The 21,734-nt window shown below is 55.1% G+C and carries 19 protein-coding genes; 13 read left to right on the top strand and 6 right to left on the bottom strand.

The genetic code is table 11. The features are described 5' to 3' along the window. Window positions 1–65 precede the first annotated feature (65 nt). On the bottom strand, window positions 66–1,043 hold the full coding sequence (locus NMA52_RS04725; protein ID WP_254826495.1) for a polysaccharide deacetylase family protein: 978 nt from the start codon (window positions 1,041–1,043) through the stop codon (window positions 66–68). 293 nt (window positions 1,044–1,336) lie between these two features. Here NMA52_RS04725 and NMA52_RS19080 point away from each other — a divergent pair, with 293 nt between their 5' ends. Both NMA52_RS19080 and NMA52_RS04715 read left to right on the top strand, forming a co-directional pair. Next, window positions 1,337–2,104, top strand: coding sequence for a YHYH protein (locus NMA52_RS19080; RefSeq protein ID WP_254826494.1), 768 nt, complete (start codon window positions 1,337–1,339; stop codon window positions 2,102–2,104). 24 nt (window positions 2,105–2,128) lie between these two features. Next, window positions 2,129–2,770: a toxin-antitoxin system YwqK family antitoxin gene (locus NMA52_RS04715; RefSeq protein WP_254826493.1), complete on the top strand. Its 642-nt coding sequence runs from the start codon at window positions 2,129–2,131 to the stop codon at window positions 2,768–2,770. Window positions 2,771–3,680: 910 nt separating this feature from the next. On the opposite strand, the gene NMA52_RS04710 is transcribed toward NMA52_RS04715, so the two are convergent. The 4 genes from NMA52_RS04710 to NMA52_RS04700 form a co-directional block, all read right to left on the bottom strand. Further along, on the bottom strand, window positions 3,681–4,244 hold the full coding sequence (locus NMA52_RS04710) for a carboxymuconolactone decarboxylase family protein (RefSeq protein WP_254826492.1): 564 nt from the start codon (window positions 4,242–4,244) through the stop codon (window positions 3,681–3,683). A 128-nt stretch (window positions 4,245–4,372) separates the two neighbouring features. Further along, on the bottom strand, window positions 4,373–5,215 hold the full coding sequence (locus NMA52_RS04705) for a helix-turn-helix domain-containing protein (RefSeq protein WP_254826491.1): 843 nt from the start codon (window positions 5,213–5,215) through the stop codon (window positions 4,373–4,375). Between the two features lie 120 nt (window positions 5,216–5,335). Then, the gene (locus tag NMA52_RS19075; protein ID WP_371930943.1) at window positions 5,336–5,470 is read right to left on the bottom strand and encodes a helix-turn-helix domain-containing protein; all 135 of its coding nucleotides are present in this window, start codon (window positions 5,468–5,470) and stop codon (window positions 5,336–5,338) included. 81 nt (window positions 5,471–5,551) lie between these two features. Then, window positions 5,552–6,151 carry an RICIN domain-containing protein gene (locus NMA52_RS04700; protein ID WP_254826490.1) on the bottom strand — a complete coding sequence of 200 codons (600 nt, stop codon included), beginning with the start codon at window positions 6,149–6,151 and terminating at the stop codon, window positions 5,552–5,554. A 382-nt stretch (window positions 6,152–6,533) separates the two neighbouring features. On the opposite strand from NMA52_RS04700, the gene NMA52_RS04695 reads away from it, so the two are divergent. From NMA52_RS04695 to NMA52_RS04675, 5 genes are all read left to right on the top strand, one after another. After that, window positions 6,534–7,199, top strand: a complete 666-nt coding sequence (locus NMA52_RS04695) for a peroxiredoxin-like family protein (RefSeq protein WP_254826489.1) — start codon at window positions 6,534–6,536, stop codon at window positions 7,197–7,199. Window positions 7,200–7,233: 34 nt separating this feature from the next. Continuing rightward, a complete protein-coding gene (locus NMA52_RS04690; protein ID WP_254826488.1) occupies window positions 7,234–7,809 on the top strand; it encodes a hypothetical protein in 576 nt (191 codons plus the stop codon). Window positions 7,810–8,178: 369 nt separating this feature from the next. Beyond that, window positions 8,179–9,228, top strand: a complete 1,050-nt coding sequence (locus NMA52_RS04685) for an MBL fold metallo-hydrolase (RefSeq protein WP_254826487.1) — start codon at window positions 8,179–8,181, stop codon at window positions 9,226–9,228. A 235-nt stretch (window positions 9,229–9,463) separates the two neighbouring features. Next, on the top strand, window positions 9,464–9,961 hold the full coding sequence (locus NMA52_RS04680) for a hypothetical protein (protein WP_254826486.1): 498 nt from the start codon (window positions 9,464–9,466) through the stop codon (window positions 9,959–9,961). A gap of 462 nt (window positions 9,962–10,423) precedes the next feature. Next, the gene (locus NMA52_RS04675; RefSeq protein ID WP_254826485.1) at window positions 10,424–10,876 is read left to right on the top strand and encodes a helix-turn-helix domain-containing protein; all 453 of its coding nucleotides are present in this window, start codon (window positions 10,424–10,426) and stop codon (window positions 10,874–10,876) included. 130 nt (window positions 10,877–11,006) lie between these two features. On the opposite strand, the gene NMA52_RS04670 is transcribed toward NMA52_RS04675, so the two are convergent. Next, a complete protein-coding gene (locus NMA52_RS04670) occupies window positions 11,007–12,830 on the bottom strand; it encodes an alkaline phosphatase D family protein (RefSeq protein WP_254826484.1) in 1,824 nt (607 codons plus the stop codon). 280 nt (window positions 12,831–13,110) lie between these two features. Between NMA52_RS04670 and NMA52_RS04665 the strand changes: the two genes are divergently transcribed. The 6 genes from NMA52_RS04665 (at window position 13,111) to NMA52_RS04640 (ending at window position 21,594) form a co-directional block, all read left to right on the top strand. Further along, a complete protein-coding gene (locus tag NMA52_RS04665) occupies window positions 13,111–13,479 on the top strand; it encodes a glycerate kinase (RefSeq protein ID WP_254826483.1) in 369 nt (122 codons plus the stop codon). A 258-nt stretch (window positions 13,480–13,737) separates the two neighbouring features. Beyond that, window positions 13,738–14,502, top strand: a complete 765-nt coding sequence (locus NMA52_RS04660) for an SDR family NAD(P)-dependent oxidoreductase (protein WP_254826482.1) — start codon at window positions 13,738–13,740, stop codon at window positions 14,500–14,502. Between the two features lie 34 nt (window positions 14,503–14,536). Then, window positions 14,537–15,604 carry a polysaccharide lyase family 7 protein gene (locus NMA52_RS04655; RefSeq protein WP_254826481.1) on the top strand — a complete coding sequence of 356 codons (1,068 nt, stop codon included), beginning with the start codon at window positions 14,537–14,539 and terminating at the stop codon, window positions 15,602–15,604. 345 nt (window positions 15,605–15,949) lie between these two features. Then, on the top strand, window positions 15,950–16,207 hold the full coding sequence (locus NMA52_RS04650; protein ID WP_254826480.1) for an AraC family transcriptional regulator: 258 nt from the start codon (window positions 15,950–15,952) through the stop codon (window positions 16,205–16,207). 683 nt (window positions 16,208–16,890) lie between these two features. Further along, window positions 16,891–19,557 carry a thrombospondin type 3 repeat-containing protein gene (locus NMA52_RS19070; protein WP_254826479.1) on the top strand — a complete coding sequence of 889 codons (2,667 nt, stop codon included), beginning with the start codon at window positions 16,891–16,893 and terminating at the stop codon, window positions 19,555–19,557. Window positions 19,558–19,680: 123 nt separating this feature from the next. Then, a complete protein-coding gene (locus NMA52_RS04640) occupies window positions 19,681–21,594 on the top strand; it encodes a hypothetical protein (RefSeq protein ID WP_254826478.1) in 1,914 nt (637 codons plus the stop codon). Window positions 21,595–21,734: the final 140 nt, after the last annotated feature.

Genomic DNA, 21,734 nt, shown 5'->3' with positions numbered 1-21,734 from the left:
TGGACCTCTAGCGAACGGTCTCGTAGGATTGTAGCAGCCCACGGCGAACGTTCGTGCGGCCTTAACTACTCCTCCGCTGCGTCAATTAGCCCATACCGCCGCATTAACGGTATTTCGTAGCGACTGTCCTCCGCGGGGTAGCGCAGTAAACCGGTATAGTTACCGCTTGCCTTAGCCAGGGCGTACACTATGCTTTCTCCAGCCGCCGGTGCGGGAACTACAGTGCGGTAAATACTATCTTGGAAGGCGGTGGCTGCATCGGTCAGGACCCAGTCGTTCTGTCTGAAGCGTTCGATCAGATCGTCCAGAAACAGGGCCGAGGTAAGGTTGTGGTGGAGCAACAGGGTGTGAGGAATACGCCTACCCGTCAGCTCGAAAGCCAGGCTATCGTAGAAGGTCGCGCGGTCCAGTATGTGGTCCAAATAGTACTCCCGGTAGCGATTGATCGCGACGGTATCTGTCGGGTCGCGCTTCATTAGCGCAATCAACTTATCGTTGACGTACCAGTCCGATGCATCGATGCTTACGTAGCCGTTTTTATAACCATGCGCTTCGAGCACTTCGCGAAAGGCCGTGACCCTACTGGAATCTCCGCCTTCCTTTAGGTAGGGGAAGCGAAACAGCTTCACGTACCCGGGAGATTCGGCGATCAGGGAATCGGTACGTAGCAACTCCCGGGTAAAATCGTGGACCGACAACTGCTCGTCGTTCAGGTAGGGGTGGGTGTAGGTGTGGTTACCGATGAGGTGACCCCGGCTTGCCCAGGAGTCGAGGAGCGCCCTTCCCCGGGCGTTGTTATTATCCCTGCCGGTCGCAAAGAGGATTGACTTGATTTCCGCTGAATCAAGGCTCCGCAGGATCATCTTATTCCACTCCTCCGCCGGGTAGTCCAGGATGGGGCGGGTGCTCCCGTCGTCGAAGGTAAAACTGACCGTCGGACGGGTTTCGCGCGGCATCGTTGCGGGCGCTACGTCCGGCCGCACGGGCGCGTTTTCACAGCTTACCACTAGAGCGGTCAGACAAATAAAGAGGAACACCTTCATCGGCTCAAGGTAAGGACCCAGGCACCGATGCGCTTCCTTCTGGCTTAGCCAATAACACGTCGGGCGGGACCGCGGGAGCAGTGATTCACCAACGGCAGCTTATGCGCACTACGCTAGTACCCCCGTACCGGATAATGCCCCCTGGGCCCCGGGTAATGTATCCGAGCGTAGCTCATTGGGATATGCATTGCACCCGCGTCCGCGCCCAAAGCAAAAAAATGCGGAACGCGCCGAAGGATGCGGAGGAGTTATGAGTCAAAGGGCTAAATCCATCCTAACCCAAAACTCGAAAAGTGAAACACACGATACACCTGATCCTTTTTCTCACGCTCCTGAGCGTGGGGGCCTGCAAAGAGGATGGCACCCAAGACTTTAGCGAGATCCCATCGGGCGACGTCGACATCACCGCGGTGGTGCAGGCCAGTTTCGGGAACGCCTATACCGACGGGGTGAGCGTACAGGTCGACGGAGAGAACATCTCCATCAGCAGCACCGGATTGCCCGACCACAAGACTCCCTACTGGGGGGAGGGCCACGAAATGTACGAGGACTTTCCCGGCACCAATCACGCGAATATGAACACGACGATGATCGGCTTCAACTACGTGATGACCATCCCCGCCCATCCCGCCGAAGCCGCAAGTAAAGAGCAAACTGAACTCGGTCCTGTCGGCATGGCCCTCAACGGAGTGCCGATCTACAACGACTACGAGGGCGGCGGTCTGCTGGCGGAAAACGCCTGGAGCACCTTCGACGCCGCCGGTGCCCACCCCGGGCCGCGGGAAGACTACCACTACCACTGCGAGGGCGACTACCTCACTACGGACGATGCCAAGCTGATCGGTTTCCTCCGCGACGGATTTCCCGTGTACGGCCGCAAGGATACGGACGGCACCTATCCGGAGGACCTGGATACCAACGGCGGGCACATCGGGGTCACCGCGGACTTCCCCGATTCGATCTACCACTACCACGTCAGCAACGAGATGTACTCCACCTCCGGCCTGTACGTGATCAAGTCCGGTGCCTACCACGGGACGAAAGGCACCTTTACGCAGTAGCACCACCCAAAACCGAAAACCCTGATGGACAGTCTGACCGTTCAGCTTTTTGCCTGCCTGCTATTACTCGTATTCGGAGGGATCGTGACGTCCGGTACGCGGCCGTATGTTGTCGCCGGGGATACCGCAACGGTCCGGGTGGATACGGTGGATTTTGCGGACAGCCGTACGATTTACGTTAACGGTATTTACCGGTACGACGGCGAGCCGTTTACCGGGGTGGTCCACCGGGTGCTGAAGGGCTACGACATCGCAACGTACAGCACCGTGCGTGAGGGGCGTCTCGACGGTGTCTACCGCAGTTTTTACGCCAGCGGAAGGCCCTACGAAGTCCGTACCTACCGCGACGGCCTGTCTACCGGAACGCACTTCGGCTACTGGGAAGCGAGCGGAACGCTAAAGTTTGCCTACACCTACGAGGCGCAGAAGAAAGAAGGATTGCAGCTCACCTGGTACGCCAACGGCGACCCGGCCGAGGCCTACACCTACCACGACGACCGGCTGGAAGGCCTGCAGCAAGCCTGGCGCGAGAACGGCAGCCTGTACCGGAACTTTATCGTCCGGGACGGTGTCCGCTACGGACTGCAGAAGTCGAAAGCCTGCTTTGAGGTCAGTGAGGGTGGGGTAGTGTTGCAGGCGGGGAGTAACATTACTCAGCAGCAGTAGTTGGCGCGTGAAACTTACCGAACCAGACTTACCGTGGCTACGTCATTCGGGACAGTGCTCTTTTTTGTGGCGGGCGATCCGGCGACAGTCAGCCAAGCCTGTGTGATCCCGATAATTTCCTTGGGAACGCTTCCATAAATGGAGGTCATGTTGTCCTTGCATGGAAGGCTAATGAGGGATGTGACATATTACTCATCCAAAATTTTCTGTTTATAAAATATAATATCACTTAGAAACCCATTATCTAATTCTGCGCACTTTCCGACGCGTCCCGTATAAGGAGTATCCAGTTGCGGTTAGTTATCTTACTGCCTATGACCATGCAGCGTGTACTCATTATCGGATGCTGCGGTGCAGGGAAGTCCACCCTCGCCCGCAGACTCGGTGACATCACGGGGCTGGAAGTGATTCACCTAGACCAATAATTCTGGAAGGCCGACTGGCGGGAGACGGAGAAAGCGGATACCATTATCTACCTGGATTACCGTACCGTGACCTGCCTCTGGCGCATCACCAAGCGCATCCTCCGGTACTACGGACGGGTCAGACCCGACATGCCGCCGGGATGTCCCGAACGCTTTGATGCTGACTTCTACCACTATGTCGTTACCTATAATCTTCGCAGAAGATCAGGTATCCTAAGCAAGCTGCACAATATCGGTAAGACCAAAACCGTGATCGTTCTCCGGAACGACTCAGCATCCCAACGTTTTGTAGATGGCCTTTCCACTGTATATACCTAGTCGAAGCAATTACGGCCAAAACAGTGCGCCACTCACTAGATAGAGTCGCTAAGATGGCAGTCGGGAACAAAAAAGAACCCCCACCAGGAATTTGTCCGTGCGGGGGTTCTTCTTTTTAGCTTACACCACGCGTGCGGCGGCGCGCGGGTGCGGTGGGGGAGAGACCGCTAAGCGGGCAGTCCTTCGGGTTGCCACGCAAACTTTGCGAACGGCTTGTCCACCGGGGTTTCTGCGATGTGATTCGTATAGTTGCTAATTACCTTCTGCGACAGTCCCAGGATGATCTCCAGCACGTGGCGTTTCTCGTAACCCGCAGCGTAAAACGCGGCGAGCTCGTCCGGGGATAAGCGACCGCGGTTGCGGACAATGGCAAGCGTAAGGGTATGCAGCGCCTGAAGTTTCGCGGTCGGCAGGGGTAGCCGGTTCCGGAGGGCGTCCGTGATAGCGTCATCCACCTTCATGCTCTTGGCGATGGCGGTATGGGCGGGCACGCAGTAGTGACATTCGTGCTCCACGTTGATCGTTTGCCAGACTACGGTCAGCTCGTCCTTATCGAAGGAGGAGCCGGCGAAGAGCTCGTGCAGGGTCTTGTAGGCCTCCAGCAGTTTGGGGGATTCGGCCAGGGTACCGTGCAAATTAGGAATGTAGCCGAACGCTTTAAGCGAATCCTCGAGCAGGGGTTTACTGGCCGCGGGTGCGGAATCGACGGTATGAACTTGAAAATTATGCATAACTGATATTGATGGTTGGGAGGAACCGCACCGGCAACACGCCAATGCTCACCCTCCTATACCGACAAAATTAGCTACGCCCCGGGCGGGGTCGATGGACGATCGGTTCAGGCGTATGGACGATCGGGTCAACCCGTCATCCGACTGCGGTAGGCACTGGGCGATACGCCTTCCCTCCGCTTGAAGAGCCGGGTAAAGTATAGGGGATCGTTGAAGCCGACCTCGTAGGCAATATCGCTGATCGGCAGGTCGGACAAGGACAGCAGTTCCCGGGCCTTTTTCAGCTTTTGACCACTGATGTACTTAGCGGGACTGCTATCGTACTCCTTTTTGAACTCCCGCTTGAAGGTGGACGGGCTCATGTGGCAAAGCGCGGCAAGCTCGTCGACGGACAAATTGGAGTACCGGTGCAGCTCGACTACTTCTCGCAGCTCCACGGTCGGGGTTGAATACAGATCGTTGATGAGGGCCACTACGGAGGCGACGTTTTTGGTCTGGATGAGCAGCAACACGAGTTCCCTGATCTTCAGCTCCAGTAAGTCGTTGTTCACCAGCGTGGGATGCTCGAAGTAAAACTCCAGCGACTCCACGAATTTAGCGATCACGATCTCGTCGGCGAGGTGTTGGGTTCCGTTACCGGTCCGCTGCTGCTCGATGAGGGTCGGCAGTTCGTTAGTGTAGATCTTTTTCAGGATTTCCGGGTAGAGGTGGATCGCGATGACCTCCACGGTCTGCTCGTCCGACCGCTGGATAAAATCCAGGAAGTAGGTGTCACACTTTAGCAGAACGGCTTCCCGAGGCTCGAGCGCTACGATCTCCGTCGCGGACAACAACCTGGCCGTGGCCTCCTTCATGTACAGGAAGCACCCTTCATCCTGGGCGATTCTTTCGTGCTTGAACGGCGGACGGATCACCGCTTTCTCAATAATGGTCTTGTTGTCGTACCGGAACGTTTGTCGGCTGAGGATCATGAGTGTCTGGATGGAGAACTCTAGGGAATATTTGTGCGGGGACGCAGGCGCAAAGTTCGCCAATAGAGCAATGGCACATTCCGACCCGATGTAAGCGTACTAGAAATACCTGCGATAAACCTACTGCTTCGAGCCAGTACGAAATTGAGTAGGCGTCATTCCGGCATGGCGCCTGAAAAACTGATTGAAGTTGGCTACTTCGTTGAAGTGCATTGCAAATGCAAGATCAGCTACGGAATTTTCCAGAAGGTGCATCATCGGCCTGTCGGTAAGTAGCGAGCTGTTCGTTGAATCCGATGTGGTACTGCTGGATTAGGGCCGGCCCGCATCGACCCGCTAATCAGTGTTCGCGGGTTTCGACCCCTTAATGATCCAGGTTTTCAGCTTCTTATCCGTGCTTTCGCTCGGTTGTAAGGTCAATGTCCTGGACATATAGGGTCCGGCATCGTCGCTTTCGGATCCGGCGGCGAGACAGAGTTCCGTGTTGTCTCTCGGTCTAAATTCTCCGCTTGCTTTATCGTAGATAAATTTTTGTTCGGAGGATGCGGGGTCGCTTTCGACGAGGCTTATCTTCATGCCTATGCTGGGTCCGCCGACGGTTGCCGCCGAGAAACCCGGGTAGGTGGCGGATCTAATCTGTTGGGTTTCTTCGTCGTAGTAGAACAACACATCCTCACCGGTGGGCTTGCAGGAGTGGACGTGTAAAGAATCCCCGAAGCCTCTTCCGCCCGTGTCGATGCAGTACCCTAACCGGTCTTGTTCATCCAGGTTGTCGGCGAGGTAGATTATGGGCTCCGGCGACTGAATGTCCGGCGCATTCGCCTCGACGATATCGGCTTCGGCCGTCTGACCTTCGGTTCCGCCTTGCCTTCCCGGCTTGCTGGCATCGCAGCTTACGAGTAGGGGTAGCGCTAGTATGGGCAATAGTTTGTTCATCCGTTCTTGCTTGAATATGTTCGTGCCGGTCTTTCGGCCTATAAGCAGTAACCCGAGTATAGGAGATGCCGCGGGTTCGCTGTTTGAAGATAAGGGTCCCGCCTGTAGGAACCCTTTTCCCTAAAGTGACCCCCAAGACTCGGTATAGTTCATGAATGATGCTCGTGATCTACCATCCACCGGGGAGGGTCGACAGGATGACGTTCCGATCCGATTGCTACCCTGCAGGACCTAATTTCCGAACGGTAGAGAACAGCAGGGCAACGGTAGATTTCTCCGACGCCCATAGCATTTAGCCTAACCTTATGACAGCAGTAAGCTGTTCCGCTATACCCAATCGTCGGGAAACCCGACAATTAATCAAACCCCAAAAAACCATAAAATGATACATAGTAAACCAGCCTCCCTGAAGGCGCAATTGGAGGAAAAGAAGGCCAGTTTTAATTCAACGGCCAGTGACGGCAAGAAGAAAGCCTACCAGGAAGGGATCGCATCCGTCGAGCGCGATGGAGTAGTCGGCAAGGCGAGACAGGTGGGAGAACAGGCTCCCGACTTCACCCTGACCAACGCGGTGGGAAAGCCCGTATCGTTGAGTGAATACCTGAAGAAGGGGCGCGTCGTTCTGACCTGGTACCGGGGTGGCTGGTGTCCGTACTGCAACATGACCTTGCGCCGGCTTCAGCAGGAGCTGCCCAATTTTAAAGCCGAGGGGGCAAACCTGATCGTGCTGACGCCGGAACTGCCCGACAAGTCGATGAGCACCGCGGAAAAGCACGACCTGAAATTCGAGGTGCTTAGCGACGTCGGTAACAAGGTCGCCAGGGCGTACGGGATCGTATTCAAGCTAACGGATGAGGTGGCCAGGCTATACGACGAAGGATTCGGTCTCCACCAATATAACGGGGATAACTCCGACGAGCTCCCGTTAGCCGCGACCTACATCATCAACGAAGACGGGAAGATCGCGTACGCCTTTCTGGACGCGGATTACCGCAACCGGGCGGAGCCCTCCGAACTTACCGACTTTCTGGCAAAACCATCCGCTTAGCCTCCGCTCGGTCCCGTAGCGGTTACCTTACCGTATGACCCCCTTCGAATATATCCTGCCCCTGGTCTCCGTACTCGTCGGTTTGGCCATTGCTGATTTGGCGGTAAGTTTCAACCGCTTGCTGCGGGCGCGGCACCGCGTGAGTTGGGACTGGCTGACCCTGCTATCGGCCTTCATCGCCCTGCTGGCGGTACTGGACATCTGGTGGATGTTCTCCGGCGAACAGGACGCCACGTTTTACTACACCCTGGCGGGCTTTCTACCGTTCGCCGTGCAGTTGATCCTGCTCTTCCTCATCAATGCCGCCGCCCTGCCCGACGACGTACCCGAGGAGGGGATAAGCCTGAAGGAATTCTACGCGGCTAACAGCGTCTACCTCTGGGGCCTGTTCACGGTGTACTTCTTATCCATCTTCGTATCGCGGGCAATTACGCACCTCATCGCTGACGGAGATGTGTGGAATATGCTTACCCACACCGTCTGGAACGTGGTCATGCTGGCGTTCTTCGGGAGCCTCATCCTGATCAAGCGCCGGTGGTACCACGGGGTGGTCCTGATCGTATTTTTGATCGTGTATTTCTCCGGCTGGTCGCTGCGCACGCTGGGGTAAGGACCGTGTTGCAGTCAGGAAGGGAAATGCTGATGGCCTGAAGGCCTGCCCGACTAAAGCGGTTCCGACTTCGGATCGGACATTAGTGTTGCTTCTCCCTACAGACACGGCACCCGCGCGCCGCCACCCCCACCTTCTGCGCGCATCGGGACGCCTGCATCGGAAGTACCGCTTCCGTTGGTTGAGCCCAGCCCCGCCACCATCCGTAATACGCCGCGGAACAACCGTAAAACGCTTACATAGATGCGGAACTGCCTGACCCACCTTTGCGGTATGCAACTATCTACCGGGTCACCCCCCCAAAAGCTTGGCTACTCCGTGGCGGCTGCCACGGCTATTGGGGTCGTTGTAATTATTCTGTTTATGTATATGAGCCCACAGTTCGGCGGCAAACTATCCGCGACCCAGGAGCGCGACTTCGCCCAATCTGGCCACTTCGAGGCGGGCAGATTCGTGAACGAGGAGGTGATCGATATGGACATGACGGCCAGCAAAGTCACCGCCATCCTCAGGCAAATGGTCTTTCCGGATAACCGTATACGGCCGGCCGAAAACATCAGGGTGGTACGCCTCGATCCCGCCCGGATCGGTAGCAACGATGTCGAAATTACCCGGGTCGTATGGCTCGGACACTCCTCCTTCCTGATCGAGATGGACGGACAGGTCATCCTCATCGATCCGGTCTTCAGCGACTACGCGGCTCCGCACGCGATGCTGGGCAGAAAGCGCTTTAACGACGCGATGCCCTTCGAACTGGGTGAGCTGCCGCGGGTCGACGCCGTGCTGATCTCCCACGACCACTACGATCACCTCGACTACGCAACCGTGCGGCAACTGAAGGATAGGGTAGGGCGGGTGATCGTTCCCCTGGGGGTGGGCAATCACTTCCGCGCCTGGGGCGTGGCCGAAGACCGCATCGAAGAGCTCGACTGGTGGGAGGAAACTCATTTAGGAAGCATCACGCTCGCCCTTACGCCCGCCCGCCACAGTTCGGGCCGGGGCCTGACCGACCAGAACACTACCCTCTGGGGCTCGTGGTGCCTGCTGGGGGAGCGGCAAAAGCTGTTCTTCAGTGGCGACGGCGGCTACAGCAAGTACTTCCGGGAGATCGGCGAAACGTATGGTCCCTTTGATTTTGGCATGATCGAGTGCGGACAGTACGACGTGAAGTGGGCCGACGTGCACATGAGTCCGGAAGAAAGCGTGCAGGCGGGCATCGACGTCAGGGCAAAGACCATCATGCCCATTCACTGGGGAGCCTTTTCCCTGGCTAACCATCCCTGGACGGAGCCCGTGGAGCGGTTCAGGCAGCGGGCCGCGGACCTCGGCGTAGCGATCTCCACCCCCCGGATCGGGGAAGTTATCACCATCCACTCGGACGCTTATCCTACCGTGCAGTGGTGGAAACAATTCAATTAAGCTATCATGAAAGTAATCATCACCGGTTTCGAAGCGGCTAAAATTCTCTTGCAGAAGGGCGCCGAGGTCATCATGCGCAACCAAAGTAATGATGACGTGAGCGGCCCCATTGGAGAGTTACGCCGGAGTCCCACGTTCAGGACTGGAAGGTGGCCACTTAATTGTGGGACGTGAGCGAACGGGCCACGAATCGTAAATGGAACCTCACTACAGTAACCGTAACTCCCTGAATAGCATGGACATCCTGAAAACCGCCGTTGACTGGGCGCGCGCCGAAGTCTTTTCTTCCGTTTTCTTCATTGTTTTCGGGCTGGTCTTAGTGGCCGCCGGGATCGGCTTCTGGCAACTTGGTAAAACGGAGATTGCCAGGGCTTACATTTTCCCCATTTTGGTGGCGGCGACCCTGTTGTTGGCCGCCGGGCTGGGTCTCTTTTTCACCAACCGGGGCCGGGTGGCCAACTTCCCCGCCGAGTATGAGGCCAACCCTACTGCCTTTGTCCGGACGGAGGTAGCCCGCACGGAAAAGGTCATGGGGGAATATGAATTGGCGATATTCACAATCGTTCCGGTAATTATTGTCGTCGCGGCTTTACTGACGGTCTTCGTTAACGCTCCTCTTTGGCGGGCCATCGGTATTACGACCATCGCGTTGATGGCCGTGACGATGCTGATCGACAGCAACGCTAATGCACGGGTGATCGAGTATCACGAACAGCTAATGCAGGTTAAGTAATTCCCCTACCATGACCGATATTAACAAGATCAACTCCATCACGGACCTCCACGAGATGCTCGGTCTCTGTAAACCCCTACACCCCACCATCTCCCTGGTCCATACCAAGGACGTTATTCTGTCGAAGAAGCTCTTCAATCAACGGTACGTCTGGGATTTTTACATGATTTCCCTGAAGTTCGCAGACTGCCACCTGCACTACGGTCGGCAGTACTACGACTTTGCCGAGGGATCGCTCGTCTTCACCGCGCCGGGACAAGCCTTTCAGGCCACCCACCAGCCTACCACGGTTAGTGCAGATGGTTGGGCACTCTATTTTCACCCCGATCTGCTCCGCAGATCGGACCTGGGGACGAAGATCAAGTCCTACGGATTTTTCTCCTACGCCTTCCACGAAGCACTGCACCTTTCCGAGCGGGAGAAAGCGAAGATCACCCGCTGCATCGAAGCCATCGAAGACGAGTGCCGGCAAACATCGATCAGCACAGCCAGACGGTTATCGTCACGAACCTCGAACTGCTGCTGCAATACTGCAACCGCTTCTACGACCGGCAATTTTACACGCGCAACCCCCACCAGGGCGACGTGGTGGAGCGGGTGGAGGCCCTGCTGCTGGACTACTTCAGTTCCGACAAGGCACTGCGCCACGGCATCCCCACGGTAAAGTTCTGCGCCGAGCACGTCAATCTTTCCCCCAACTACCTCAGCGACCTGCTGAAGAAGGAAACGGGCAAGAACACCCAGGAGCACATCCATTACCACCTGATCGAGCGGGCAAAGAGCGCCCTGCTGGCGACCGACGAGCCGGTCAGTGCCATTGCCTACGATCTGGGCTTCGAGCACCCGCAGTCGTTCGGAACGCTGTTCAAGAAAAAGGTGGGGATGCCGCCGGGCCGGTTCCGGCAGTTGAATTGAGGAACTTTGCTCCTGCGCGCCGCCACCGTTAAAGCAATACGCAATTATTTGTTTTGCTTGACCTGGGTGGGAGCAATGAGAAGCGTGAACATTGCGGTAAGGATACGGGCGTGACTGGAGGACTTTCTCATTAGCGTACGGTGATGGTTTGCGTGTTTTCCCGTTCCGCCCGCAGGCCGTACACGTACCGGAGCGTTTCGCCCTCGCCTACCGCGGCCCGGTAGGTGCCCGGCTGGGGTACCCGGGCCTGCCAGGACGTGTCCCTGATGCGCAGGGAGGAAATCACCTCGCCCGTGTGTTCATCCTGAATGGTCACCACCTCTTCCGGCTCCGTAAATTGGAGGGTGGGCAGTTCGTAACCGGCGGGGATCTCGTAGTTGTCAGTCTGGCTAAAGGTCACCGGCCAGCCCGGGTACGGACGGCTGCCGGGGGCGAACATGTCTACGGCGCGCGGCCAGCATTCGTAAGTGATCTCCCGCGCCCCTTTGCTGAAACGAATGACGCCGTAGCCGGCCGCCCGGCCGTGGAGGGGGTCCTCCCCTACGGTGTTGTTGGTGTCGCTGGGATTGGCCACCGCGTGCACCGTTATTTTATTGTGAAAGCCGTCTTCGTACTCGCCGGTGTACTCCCGGGCTCCCGCCTGCCGGTGCCGACCGGGTTCATCCGGCAGCCAATAGCGCATCCAGAAGTTGGCCACCGCCGGTACGGCAAAGGAGTAGCCCGCATCGTTCCAGTCCGTGATGCCGTGGCGGATGACGGAGCCCAGGTGTTGGTCGCCGGCGATCATGCAGGCAAAGCTTTTGCGAATAATAGAAAGCGCCCTGTTTCTGCCGGACTGTGGCCAGCCGTTGGAATCGTAACTGAACGCACTCCTTTTTTCCAGCGTGGGGGTATGGGTAGGTAAGTTCGCGAAAATAGTCGCTGAGAGGACCGCCTTCATTTCGGCGTCTTTCCAGTCGGTGGTCCAGTGCTCGAGGAAATCCAGTTGGCGCCGTCCGAGTAGTTGCGCTTCCGGCACATCCATCTCCCGGGTGTCCCGGTACGGTTTCCCGGTCAGCACCCGTTGCGGACCCGACTTGAACTTGCGGTCCTCCACGATGGCGAAGCTGATTCCGCCCCACGTCAAGCTGGTGTAGTATACGCCGATGCCCCGCTGGACCGGTGTGGGGTCGTAGGGGTCGGGCAAGTGGCTTGTCTGTGCGCGCTCCACTTCCCGGATGTATTCCACCGGCATGTAGTAACCGCCGGACTGCCCGTTGCGGTCTTCGCTGCGCCTGCCGCCGTCGCCCCAGAGGTTGCCCTGACCGATGTCGTGGTCGTCCGGGATGGTGATCGTAGGGGTGTTTCGGATAATATCTCCAAAGGCCTCACCGAAGGCCAGCCAGTTGTCCAGGTGATTGCTATGGTCGTACACCTGATCGCCGGCAAAAAAGAGTAGGTCGGGCTGCAGGCGTTCCATATTATCGACGATATCGTTCATCGGCAGCTGGCCCCCGTGCTCGATCACGTTCGACCAGCACGAAAAAGCGGCTACTACGACTTCTTCGCGGTCTACGGGGTTTTTGCGTACGGTGCCCGTGTAGTAATCCCGCTCGGCGTAGGCAACGCGGTAATTCTTCTCCCGGGTGTCATCCCAATCCTCGATCCGGAAGTGGGCGGTGTACCCCGGATAGGTGATGCGTGCATCCTGTACCGTACGCCACGCGCCGTCTTCCAGCAGCTGCAGGCTGGCGGAAAAGGGCTCGTAGTTCTGAATCGGATAAAATTGCGCCGTCAGCTTCAGCGTGTTCTCGTGGACCGTATAGAGGGCAAAACAGATTCGCCCCCGAGATGTATTCTCCTCCGCCTGGGCCACCAAACAGGAGGATACGAGCAGCAGGCCGACGAGCAGTAGGTTGACCATACGCAACAAGCGGCTTTTTCCGGTCGGGGCTGAAGGGGAAAAAGGATTCATAAATACGGATGGTTTTTGCGGGATACCGCGGCGTGAATGGCCGCGGGGGCAAGGTCCGCCGCCCACACGATGATCATTTCTTCTGACGGTTCCGGGGCTACCACATATGAACAACTATCCGGCAGACGCTTCCCGCCCGCGCAAATGTTGGATATACGATTCATTCATCGACCATTATGTTTCGGCTCCAGCCCCGTGCTTTCGATGCGGCCACCGCTATGCTGGTTAAGTCGATTCCGATCGCTGAAAATCTACAGTTCTGTTGAATCTAATAGTCCGTATGCTATCACTTTTGGAATTTCGTACCGGCTATCTTCTGTGGGGAATCGGAGCAGTTCAGGATAGCGGATTAGTGCTGCTGCGACCTGACAAGCGCAATCCCCTGCTAACCCGTACCTACGGTACGGGTCTTCAGGTGCGTAATGCCCTCGACCGGGGGATAAACCACATCAGTTTACTGCTCGGAGGCATTGCGACCATCGATTTGGGGCTCGGGATCGCCGAGGCACCGGGGTTCCAACATTTAGACACGGATGAGCATGGGATCCGACCTACCGGTGGCCAGTTACTGGCGATCAAGTCGATTATCGAGCCGCTAGTAAAGCTGTGGGAGGGGGCCACGATCACGCTGCTGCGCTCCGGTAGGTAGAACTTTCCCGGTTCCCGAACTCGCGTAGTGAACGACTGGTATGTCGGTCGTACTTGGTTGGCACCGCACCCGCGCGCCGCCGCCAAGTGCGCTATTTTCGCTTTGCCTGCCGGCGCTCCGCGGGGGGAATACCGACCGGGAGGCGATACCTTACCGGAATGTATACCTTTAACCAAAACAACTACGCGGGATAAGGGTGGAATCGCTTACGACTAGCCTCCAACCGATTCCGTGCCAAGAAACCAGCATCCGACGAATATGACCGATAAACTACGCAACAAGAACGTACTCATTACCGCCGGCGCCCAGGGGATCGGCGAGGCAATCACCAAACTATTCATCGATAGCGGAGCGAACGTAGCGATCCATTACTTTTCCAGTGCGGAGACCGCGGAAAAGCTGGCAGACTACGCCATAGGAAAGGGGCAAAAAGCGGTAGCTACGCGGGGCGATCTGACCGTGGAAGCCGATGCGCGGGCCGTAGTCGAGAAAACGGTCGAAGTCCTGGGGGGGCTAGATATCCTGGTCAACAATGCGGGTTCCCTGGTCGCCCGCAGGAAGCTCGAAGAGATGGACGGTACGTTCTGGACCAAGGTGATGGACATCAACCTTACTTCCATGATGTACGTCACCAAAGCGGCCATGCCCCACCTCATTAAAAACGAGCATAGCAGTATCGTGAATCTGGCGTCATTAGCCGGAAGAAAAGGAGGCCACGCCGGATCGCTGGCTTACTCGACGAGCAAAGGAGCCATTCTGACCTTTACGCGCGCCCTTGCATCGGAGCTGGGACCGCACGGCGTCAGGGTCAATGCGGTGGCCCCGGGACTGATTCTCGGTACGGCATTTCACAACACCCACACCACCGCCGAATCCGCCGCGAAAACCGTCGAAGGTATTCCCATCAACCGGGCGGGGAACGCCGATGATGTCGCCCGGGCGGTTGCCTACCTGGCCTCCGAATACGATGGCTTCATCACCGGAGCTACGCTGGATATTAACGGCGGGGCCTACAATACGTAGCCCAGCTCACCGACACGTTTATTAAAAAGACACCATGAACCTAACATTCCCCTCGATCTGCTGCGCGCTGCTTTTACTGGCCGGCTGCGCGGACAAAAACGACCAACCGAAGGAACCGGAAGCGGCAACTGAAACATATGCCAGCGACGTCCTTTCATTTTCCGATCACTGGAATCTGATCCTGGGCGATGGTTCCAATGTAGGTCATCCGAATAATTTCGAGCATCCGGACTTCTTTTACGTGGCCGAGGATGACGGAATTGACTGGGTCGTCTTCAAATCGCCGAATGCCGGAGACACCCACGGCACGTCCAACAACACGCGCACGGAACTGGCGCAGACGAAAAAATGGTCTCCGGACACTCCGGCAAAACTGTCCGCCCAGCTTAAAGTCATGAATGTATCGGCGACGGGCGACGCGCGGGTCGCGGCGTCGTACTCCGTCGTTGTGGGGCAGATCCACAGCGCGGACGGCCACGAGAACGAGCCGCTGAAGATTTTTTACAAGAAGTTTCCCGGTCATACTAAAGGTTCCGTGTTCTGGCACTACGAGATCAATACGGCGGGGCCCGACAATGCGGGCAGGTGGGATTACTCGACCGCCGTGTGGGGCCACGACTTTTCCGTGGTTGGTAGCGAGGAAGCTACTTACCCGGAGGAGCCGGCGGATGGCATTGCCCTGGGGGAAACGTTCGGTTACGAGATCGAGGTGAAGGACGGCCTGATGCGGCTGAAGTTTATGAGTGAAGGTCACGAGACCAAGGAGTTCACCAAATCACTAGTGGACTCGGAGTACACCTCCGCGGCTAACATCCCCGAGCAGACCCAGCAGCTGTTCGTGCCCGTCGGTCAGGACGGCCTGGAGCGCGAGGAGGCCTACGCCGATGAATACATCTTTTTCAAACTGGGTTGCTATAACCAGACCAACGGCAAATCTCCCGAAGTAAACAGGAACTGGTGTTCCGGCGCGGAGACCTTCGGCGGTGATCTGCGGAAGCAGTACGAAAGCGGTAACTACGCCGAGGTCTGGTTTAAGGAGGCAAATATTACCGTAAGTGATGCCGCCGTATCGAATGAAGGGTACTTTATCAAGAACGACTAAAGCCACTTAAGCGCGTGTCTGAAAATTTTAGGGACGAAAATTAGCGATGAACGATAGAACCTACCGCACGGTGGCTACGGGAACGAATCCAGCGGAACTTCTTACCGTTCGCTCGTAATCCTTGATGATTCTGCGGTGCCAATTTCATCAGGCGAAGGTCCTTTTGAGTACCCAACGATTAGCCTCCACGACAAGACCCGCTGGTAAACATTGGCAGCACGTACCTCCACTCGCCAGACGCGCCCCAGGGTACCGGTATTTCATCCATCAGCATAGCCAAACCATTATCGTAACAAACCTCGAACTGCTACTCCACTACTGCAATCGCTTCTACGACCGGCAATTTTGCACGCGCAGCCCCCACTAGGGCTACGTGGTGGAGCGGGTGGAGGCTACCTGAGCGATCTGCTGAGGTGGGAGACGGGCAAGAACACCCAGGAGCTCATTCATCACCTCCTGATCGAGCAAGTAAAGAGCGCCCTGCTGGCGACCGACGAGCCGGTCAGTGCCATTACCTACGATCTGGGCATCGAGCACCCGCAGTCGTTTGGTAAGCTGTTCCGCAAGAAGCACGGCTGCTACCGAGCCGGTTTCGGCAGTTGAACTGATAAAGTTTGCTCCCGCGCGCCGCCGCCGTCAAGTTTCGACAATAGATGCGATCCTTACTACCTAAGGGGAGTCATTGTACTCTGTTTCCAAACTCTTGGCAAAGTCGAATACCGTAACCCGAGGCGTATAGTATGTATACCCAATCACCCGGCTATCAGCTAAACAACTTGGTATTGAGGTCCGAACCCCCGGGTAATACCAAGCTTAGGACTATAGCAGTTGACTGCAACGAGCCAGGAGCAAACAATTCACAAAATTTATTTCTCCGATTTATTGTCTTTGTCACCAAGTGAGCTGAATATGTCACCACATTCTCTCCTGAATACGCAATATTATATGTTGTAAAGCATAATTACTATCTATAGCATACTATCTTAGAACAAGTTAGAACTGCACTTGGGATAATTGATAACAAAGGAACACCGACCTAACAGTAGCCACAATCTCACATAGACGCCTGAATTTGCCTTTGGCAGTCCACTTACTGCCTATCTAATCGCTTAACACACTACGAACAAATAATCATAACTGTGCATCGCCCCAGTCGGCGACCCATTCCGTGCTACAACTTCTGAACACTCCTTAACTGCCGGTACTGGCTTAAGACCCCAGCAACTGCCGCCTGGTTGGGCGTGCCATGTCCAAGCTGTACTATAATTCATAACAACCCATTCACTATGAACATCTACTCTGGTTTACTCTGTTTGCTGCTGCTCTGCTCCAACATCCTTATCGGTCAACAGTACACTACTGTTTCCGATGGCAATTGGAGTCAAGCTAGTACCTGGGATGCCAATGGCGTACCTCCCGTCAATCATACGGCCGATGTCGACATTCAAATCAATCACACGGTGGAAATTGACAACTGGATAAGCCTAAGAGGCACTACTATAAATGATGGCACTATAAACGTAAATGGAAGTGAGCGTTTCTATGTCAGTGGTTCCTTCACCAACAATAATGTTATAAATGCCTATGGAATTTTCGTGCCCCTGGGTGAGGTTATATTTGACAACAACCCCGGTTCCAGTATCATCATACATTCCACTGGTTCGATGCAGCCTAATTCGGACGAAGCAGGAATCTTTAACAATGCGGGCTATATGCTATTCAACGGAGTACTGTTGAATTCAATGACGATCAACAACCGCTCCACCGGTGTTATCGATATTAACTCGACTTTTGCTAACTACTCCCGGGTATTCAACGAAGGAGTAATTAATAACAACAGCGATGGTGCAATCATCGTATACTCAGAAGGTTATATTGACCCCGCCCCCGATGCCGGCAACCTGTACTCATCTACAGGATCTATCAACACTTCCGGTTATGTCGCAGGTGATGCAACAATAGTAGTACCTCGTCTCACAAACCGGGGGACCGTCACGCCGATATGGAACGGAAATACCTCTACCATTCTGACGATAGATGGTAATCTGGATGCCGACGATTCACAAAATTATCCCTCCCTTGGGTTTAAGATCGGTGGTCCTGAACCAGGTTTGGAACATTCCCAGTTGGTCGTTACCGGGACCGTAGATCTGAACAAACAGTACTTACGGTCTTACGGCTATGATGCACCCCTTGGCGCTACATTCGACATCATCATTGCCGAAGGTGGTGTAATCGGTAAGTTCCCCTTCGAAGTCCTGCCCGCGCTCAGTGGAAATAAAGAATGGCGCATCAACTACTTTGAAAACTTGGTACAGCTTGAAGTCATCGATCCCTCCGCCATTGCCGACACCGATGGAGATGGTATCGCGGACAACGATGACAATTGTCCCAGCACACCCAATACGGAGCAGGCAGACCTAGACGGGGACGGATTGGGAGACACCTGTGACCCGGATATAGACGGGGATGGGATCAATAATGATGTGGACAACTGTCCGACTACACCGAACGCCCAGCAGGCAGACCTAGATGGGGACGGAATGGGAGACACTTGTGACCCGGATATAGACGGGGATGGGATCAACAACAACGTGGATAACTGCGTAACCACGGCCAACGCCGACCAATCCGACCTGGACGCGGACGGGATGGGAGATGCATGCGACGCCGACGTGGACGGGGATGGAATCGACAATAATCTAGATAACTGCCCCTCTACCGGTAACCCTGATCAGGCCGACAATGACGGCGACGGTCTTGGCGACATCTGTGACCCCGACGACGATAACGACGGCTTTGACGACCATGAAGACTGCGCTCCGTTCAATGCTGCCATACACCCCCTTGCTGCCGAGATCTGCGATGGTATTGATAATAACTGCGACGGCGTGATCGATGGGAACGTAGCCCCCGAAATCACGACGGTGATCGTCACGGCCGAACCGACCGCTCTCGGCGGTCCAATCACGGTGCGCACCGACTTCATCGACGACAATAGTCAGGAAGTGCTCACCGCGTTCGCAGACTGGGGCGACGGTACCTCTACTACCTTGATGGTCGATGAGGGCGGCGACTTCGCAACGGGTAGTCACCAATACGGCACTACCGGGGTATACCTGATAACGGTGAGGGTTACCGATGACTGTGGAGATACCGCCAGCAAGGAGGCTACCACCTACGCGGTAATCTTCGATCCGTCAGGTGGGTTTGTGACCGGTGGCGGATGGATCGACTCCCCGCTGGGTGCTTACACTCCCGATCCGGGGCTGACGGGCAAGGCGAACTTCGGTTTCGTAGCCAAGCATAAAAATGGTCAGTCCACGCCAGATGGCAATACCAATTTTCACCTCAACGCGGCTTCCTTCCAGTTCCACAGTACCGCATACGAATGGTTAGTGGTAGCAGGCAATCGTGCAAAGTTTAAGGGTGTCGGAGAGGTGAATGGTACCCCTGGATTTGGCTTCATGATCACCGGTATTGATGGAGACATGAACCAAGGGAGTGAACCTGATAAGTTTCGGATCAAAATCTGGACCCTCAGCGACGGAAACGTCGTGTATGACAACAAGATGGGCAGCAGCGATACCGAGTACGCATCCACCGAACTGGCCGGTGGTAAAATTCAGATTCACAAGGAAAAATCGGGCAAACCATCCGGCAAATCCATGGATGCGTCGACCGAACATGGTACGATGATTCCTACCACGCTCTCCGCCTACCCAAACCCTGCCGCCCACGAAGTAACAGTTAGTCTGGAAGGCTGGCAAGGTGATACGGAGGTACTGCTGCTCGACCAGTTGGGTCGCAGGGTGATCAAACGCACGTATCCCGCGGGTACCGTAATCGGCCGACTGGATCTACAAACTGCCGGTATTCAAAGTGGCGTGTACACTCTCAGTGCATCGGACGGTACACGGCAAATCACCCAGCGCCTGGTAATTCAGCGGTAAGAAAAGCATCATACCGTTCCATATTCTGCCCAACGAGAAACGGGACAAAGATTCCCGGAGAGAATGCGCATTTAATAACCTGCCCGGAAGACAAATCACCGGGCTTATCTCGAAGCCATTACTATGAAAAAGCTGTTTAACCTACTTTTCATTTTACTCGTCGTTCAAGCGAGTTCTTTTGCACAGGCCGCACCTGAGCAATTGAAGAAAAACTGCGCCATTTGTCAACAGGGACTTGATTTGTTGAAAGCCAACATGTACAAATACCCAAGTAAGCCGAGCGAGGGAGCTGATGGGAAGATGCCCTGGACCGCAGTCTGGACGGAGTTTACGCAAACTAACTTGCCGGCGTGTAAGGCCCTAGGCACCTATGTCAACACTAATAGCGACGCCAAAGCGGTGGGTGATATCAAGGCCTCTTACGTTGAGTTTAATGTCCAGAAATGGGAGGACTACTTTGAAAGTTATGCGGGAATAGTGACGCACGGCTCAAGAATTCCACGGTACTGCCCCGGTCTTCACCGCAGTCAGTACGACTGTTTGGAAGCCTCTCGGAGAATGATGCAAATCAGTATTCCGGGGCTGGAAAAGATGATCTCTCTACTCACCTCCGTAGATGAAGCTAATCCTGCCATGGTGCAATTACTCTATTCGGGTTCCGAAGGGAGAAGAAATTTTCAGTCAGAAATCGATGCCGGCGACCGTATCAACCTTGAAGTGATATTTGTGGACTGGAGTGATCAGACCGTAGCTGCAGGTAACGAATCATTTGATGCGTTGTGGAAGGACATCACCAGCGATGGCGCACTGAGCAGTTCTTTCGAGCGGATGGGAGTTGATGTAGATGTTACTCTCCATAAGACGTGGAAGCGGATGCCCAAGACTTTCGCGGAATACTTTCCTACGGGGAGGGGATGGAACTGGCAGGAATATGTTGAAGATGGTGTTGCGCTGTTACCGAATAAAGCGTATACACCCAATTCCATTTGTGTTGTCGTTCCCAACAAAGGAGTTGAAGGATTTACCGCCCCCTCAGGTGCACACGGTACTTCCTTTAACGGTCTTAACCGCTTGATTTCCCTGTCCCCTGATGTTTACAACGAGCATTACACCACGCTGATGCATGAGATCGGGCATAGCTATGGATCCGGCGAATTGTATCCCGCGACAACTCCCTACCTGCATGAAGTGGCAGGATACGACGTGATGGGTGATGTTGTCTATGCCACTGGCTTTCTCGGGTACCATCGGTTTCGGTACGGGTGGATCGACAATTCGGCCATGCGGTTGCTAAACAAGAAGGGATCTTACAAAATTGACCTGAAAAAAATATCCCAGCCTGAGTCCGGAAAAAATATGGTCGTCATTCCGGATGCTACCAACATGCAAAAGCTGTGGATCATCGAAATCGGGCAAGACGTGGTATCTAGAGAACAATTTAAAGCCGGCAAAGGTGAAAAAATGAATTCGGAAGGTGATCGTTTGATCGTGTATACCGTCCAATCGCCGGAGTTAAGTGGTAAACGAGCAATTCGCATTGTCCCGCGAGTTGGTTTTGACCAAGATCAGGGAAGTAAGAAGTGGTTGGATGATGCCAGTTATGTCGCGGGGCAAACCTTTTCCGATCAAGCGGCTCCATTTTCTTTTTCCGTAGATGCAAAAAGTCCCGGTGGATTTCAACTCACCGTGACCGTCAAGGAAGATATTCCTCTGGTCGTGTTTCCTAAGGATCACCAGTCAAGTAATGGTGAATTCAAATTGGTAGCCCAATCCGATGGCAATCTGGTGATCAAGAGATCGAGCGATAATGCCTACGTGTGGGATGTTAAGACTAAACTCTTCACCGATGCGCCTAGTGATCACAGCACGATCGTAGTGCTAAAGGAGGGCAATATTCAACTGGTAAAAACTTCTGATGGTACTACTCTAAAGGAGGAGGTAACCGGAGCTCCGGCAAATGCTATGTTAACGGTTAGCGACGAAGGCACGTTACAGGTCACCGATGCTGCAAATAAAGTCTGGTGGTCCAGTAAGTAAATGCTGCATTTGGCAGCGGTGGTGCCAAAGTGAGCGGGGCGAAGGGTCGACTCAGTTGATAGTGCTGGAGGAATCCAAGGTGACAGAACGGTCACCAAGAGTAGTGGAATCGAAAGATTTGGGCAAAGTATACATGGGCT

Origin of the sequence: Lewinella sp. JB7 (genome assembly GCF_024297185.1) — a bacterium.
GTDB lineage: Bacteria > Bacteroidota > Bacteroidia > Chitinophagales > Saprospiraceae > Neolewinella.
This window is presented reverse-complemented; position numbering and strand designations above follow the sequence as displayed.

Coding starts and splice junctions, on each gene's coding strand:
- NMA52_RS04725 (WP_254826495.1), bottom strand. CDS start 1,043: ATGAAGGTGTTCCTCTTTATTTGTCTGACCGCTCTAGTGGTAAGCTGT.
- NMA52_RS04690 (WP_254826488.1), top strand. CDS start 7,234: ATGACCCCCTTCGAATATATCCTGCCCCTGGTCTCCGTACTCGTCGGT.
- NMA52_RS04640 (WP_254826478.1), top strand. CDS start 19,681: ATGAAAAAGCTGTTTAACCTACTTTTCATTTTACTCGTCGTTCAAGCG.
- NMA52_RS04655 (WP_254826481.1), top strand. CDS start 14,537: ATGAACCTAACATTCCCCTCGATCTGCTGCGCGCTGCTTTTACTGGCC.
- NMA52_RS04715 (WP_254826493.1), top strand. CDS start 2,129: ATGGACAGTCTGACCGTTCAGCTTTTTGCCTGCCTGCTATTACTCGTA.
- NMA52_RS04680 (WP_254826486.1), top strand. CDS start 9,464: ATGGACATCCTGAAAACCGCCGTTGACTGGGCGCGCGCCGAAGTCTTT.
- NMA52_RS04660 (WP_254826482.1), top strand. CDS start 13,738: ATGACCGATAAACTACGCAACAAGAACGTACTCATTACCGCCGGCGCC.
- NMA52_RS04705 (WP_254826491.1), bottom strand. CDS start 5,215: ATGATCCTCAGCCGACAAACGTTCCGGTACGACAACAAGACCATTATT.
- NMA52_RS04685 (WP_254826487.1), top strand. CDS start 8,179: ATGAGCCCACAGTTCGGCGGCAAACTATCCGCGACCCAGGAGCGCGAC.
- NMA52_RS19070 (WP_254826479.1), top strand. CDS start 16,891: ATGAACATCTACTCTGGTTTACTCTGTTTGCTGCTGCTCTGCTCCAAC.
- NMA52_RS19075 (WP_371930943.1), bottom strand. CDS start 5,470: ATGCACCTTCTGGAAAATTCCGTAGCTGATCTTGCATTTGCAATGCAC.
- NMA52_RS04695 (WP_254826489.1), top strand. CDS start 6,534: ATGATACATAGTAAACCAGCCTCCCTGAAGGCGCAATTGGAGGAAAAG.
- NMA52_RS04665 (WP_254826483.1), top strand. CDS start 13,111: ATGCTATCACTTTTGGAATTTCGTACCGGCTATCTTCTGTGGGGAATC.
- NMA52_RS04670 (WP_254826484.1), bottom strand. CDS start 12,830: ATGAATCCTTTTTCCCCTTCAGCCCCGACCGGAAAAAGCCGCTTGTTG.
- NMA52_RS04700 (WP_254826490.1), bottom strand. CDS start 6,151: ATGAACAAACTATTGCCCATACTAGCGCTACCCCTACTCGTAAGCTGC.
- NMA52_RS04710 (WP_254826492.1), bottom strand. CDS start 4,244: ATGCATAATTTTCAAGTTCATACCGTCGATTCCGCACCCGCGGCCAGT.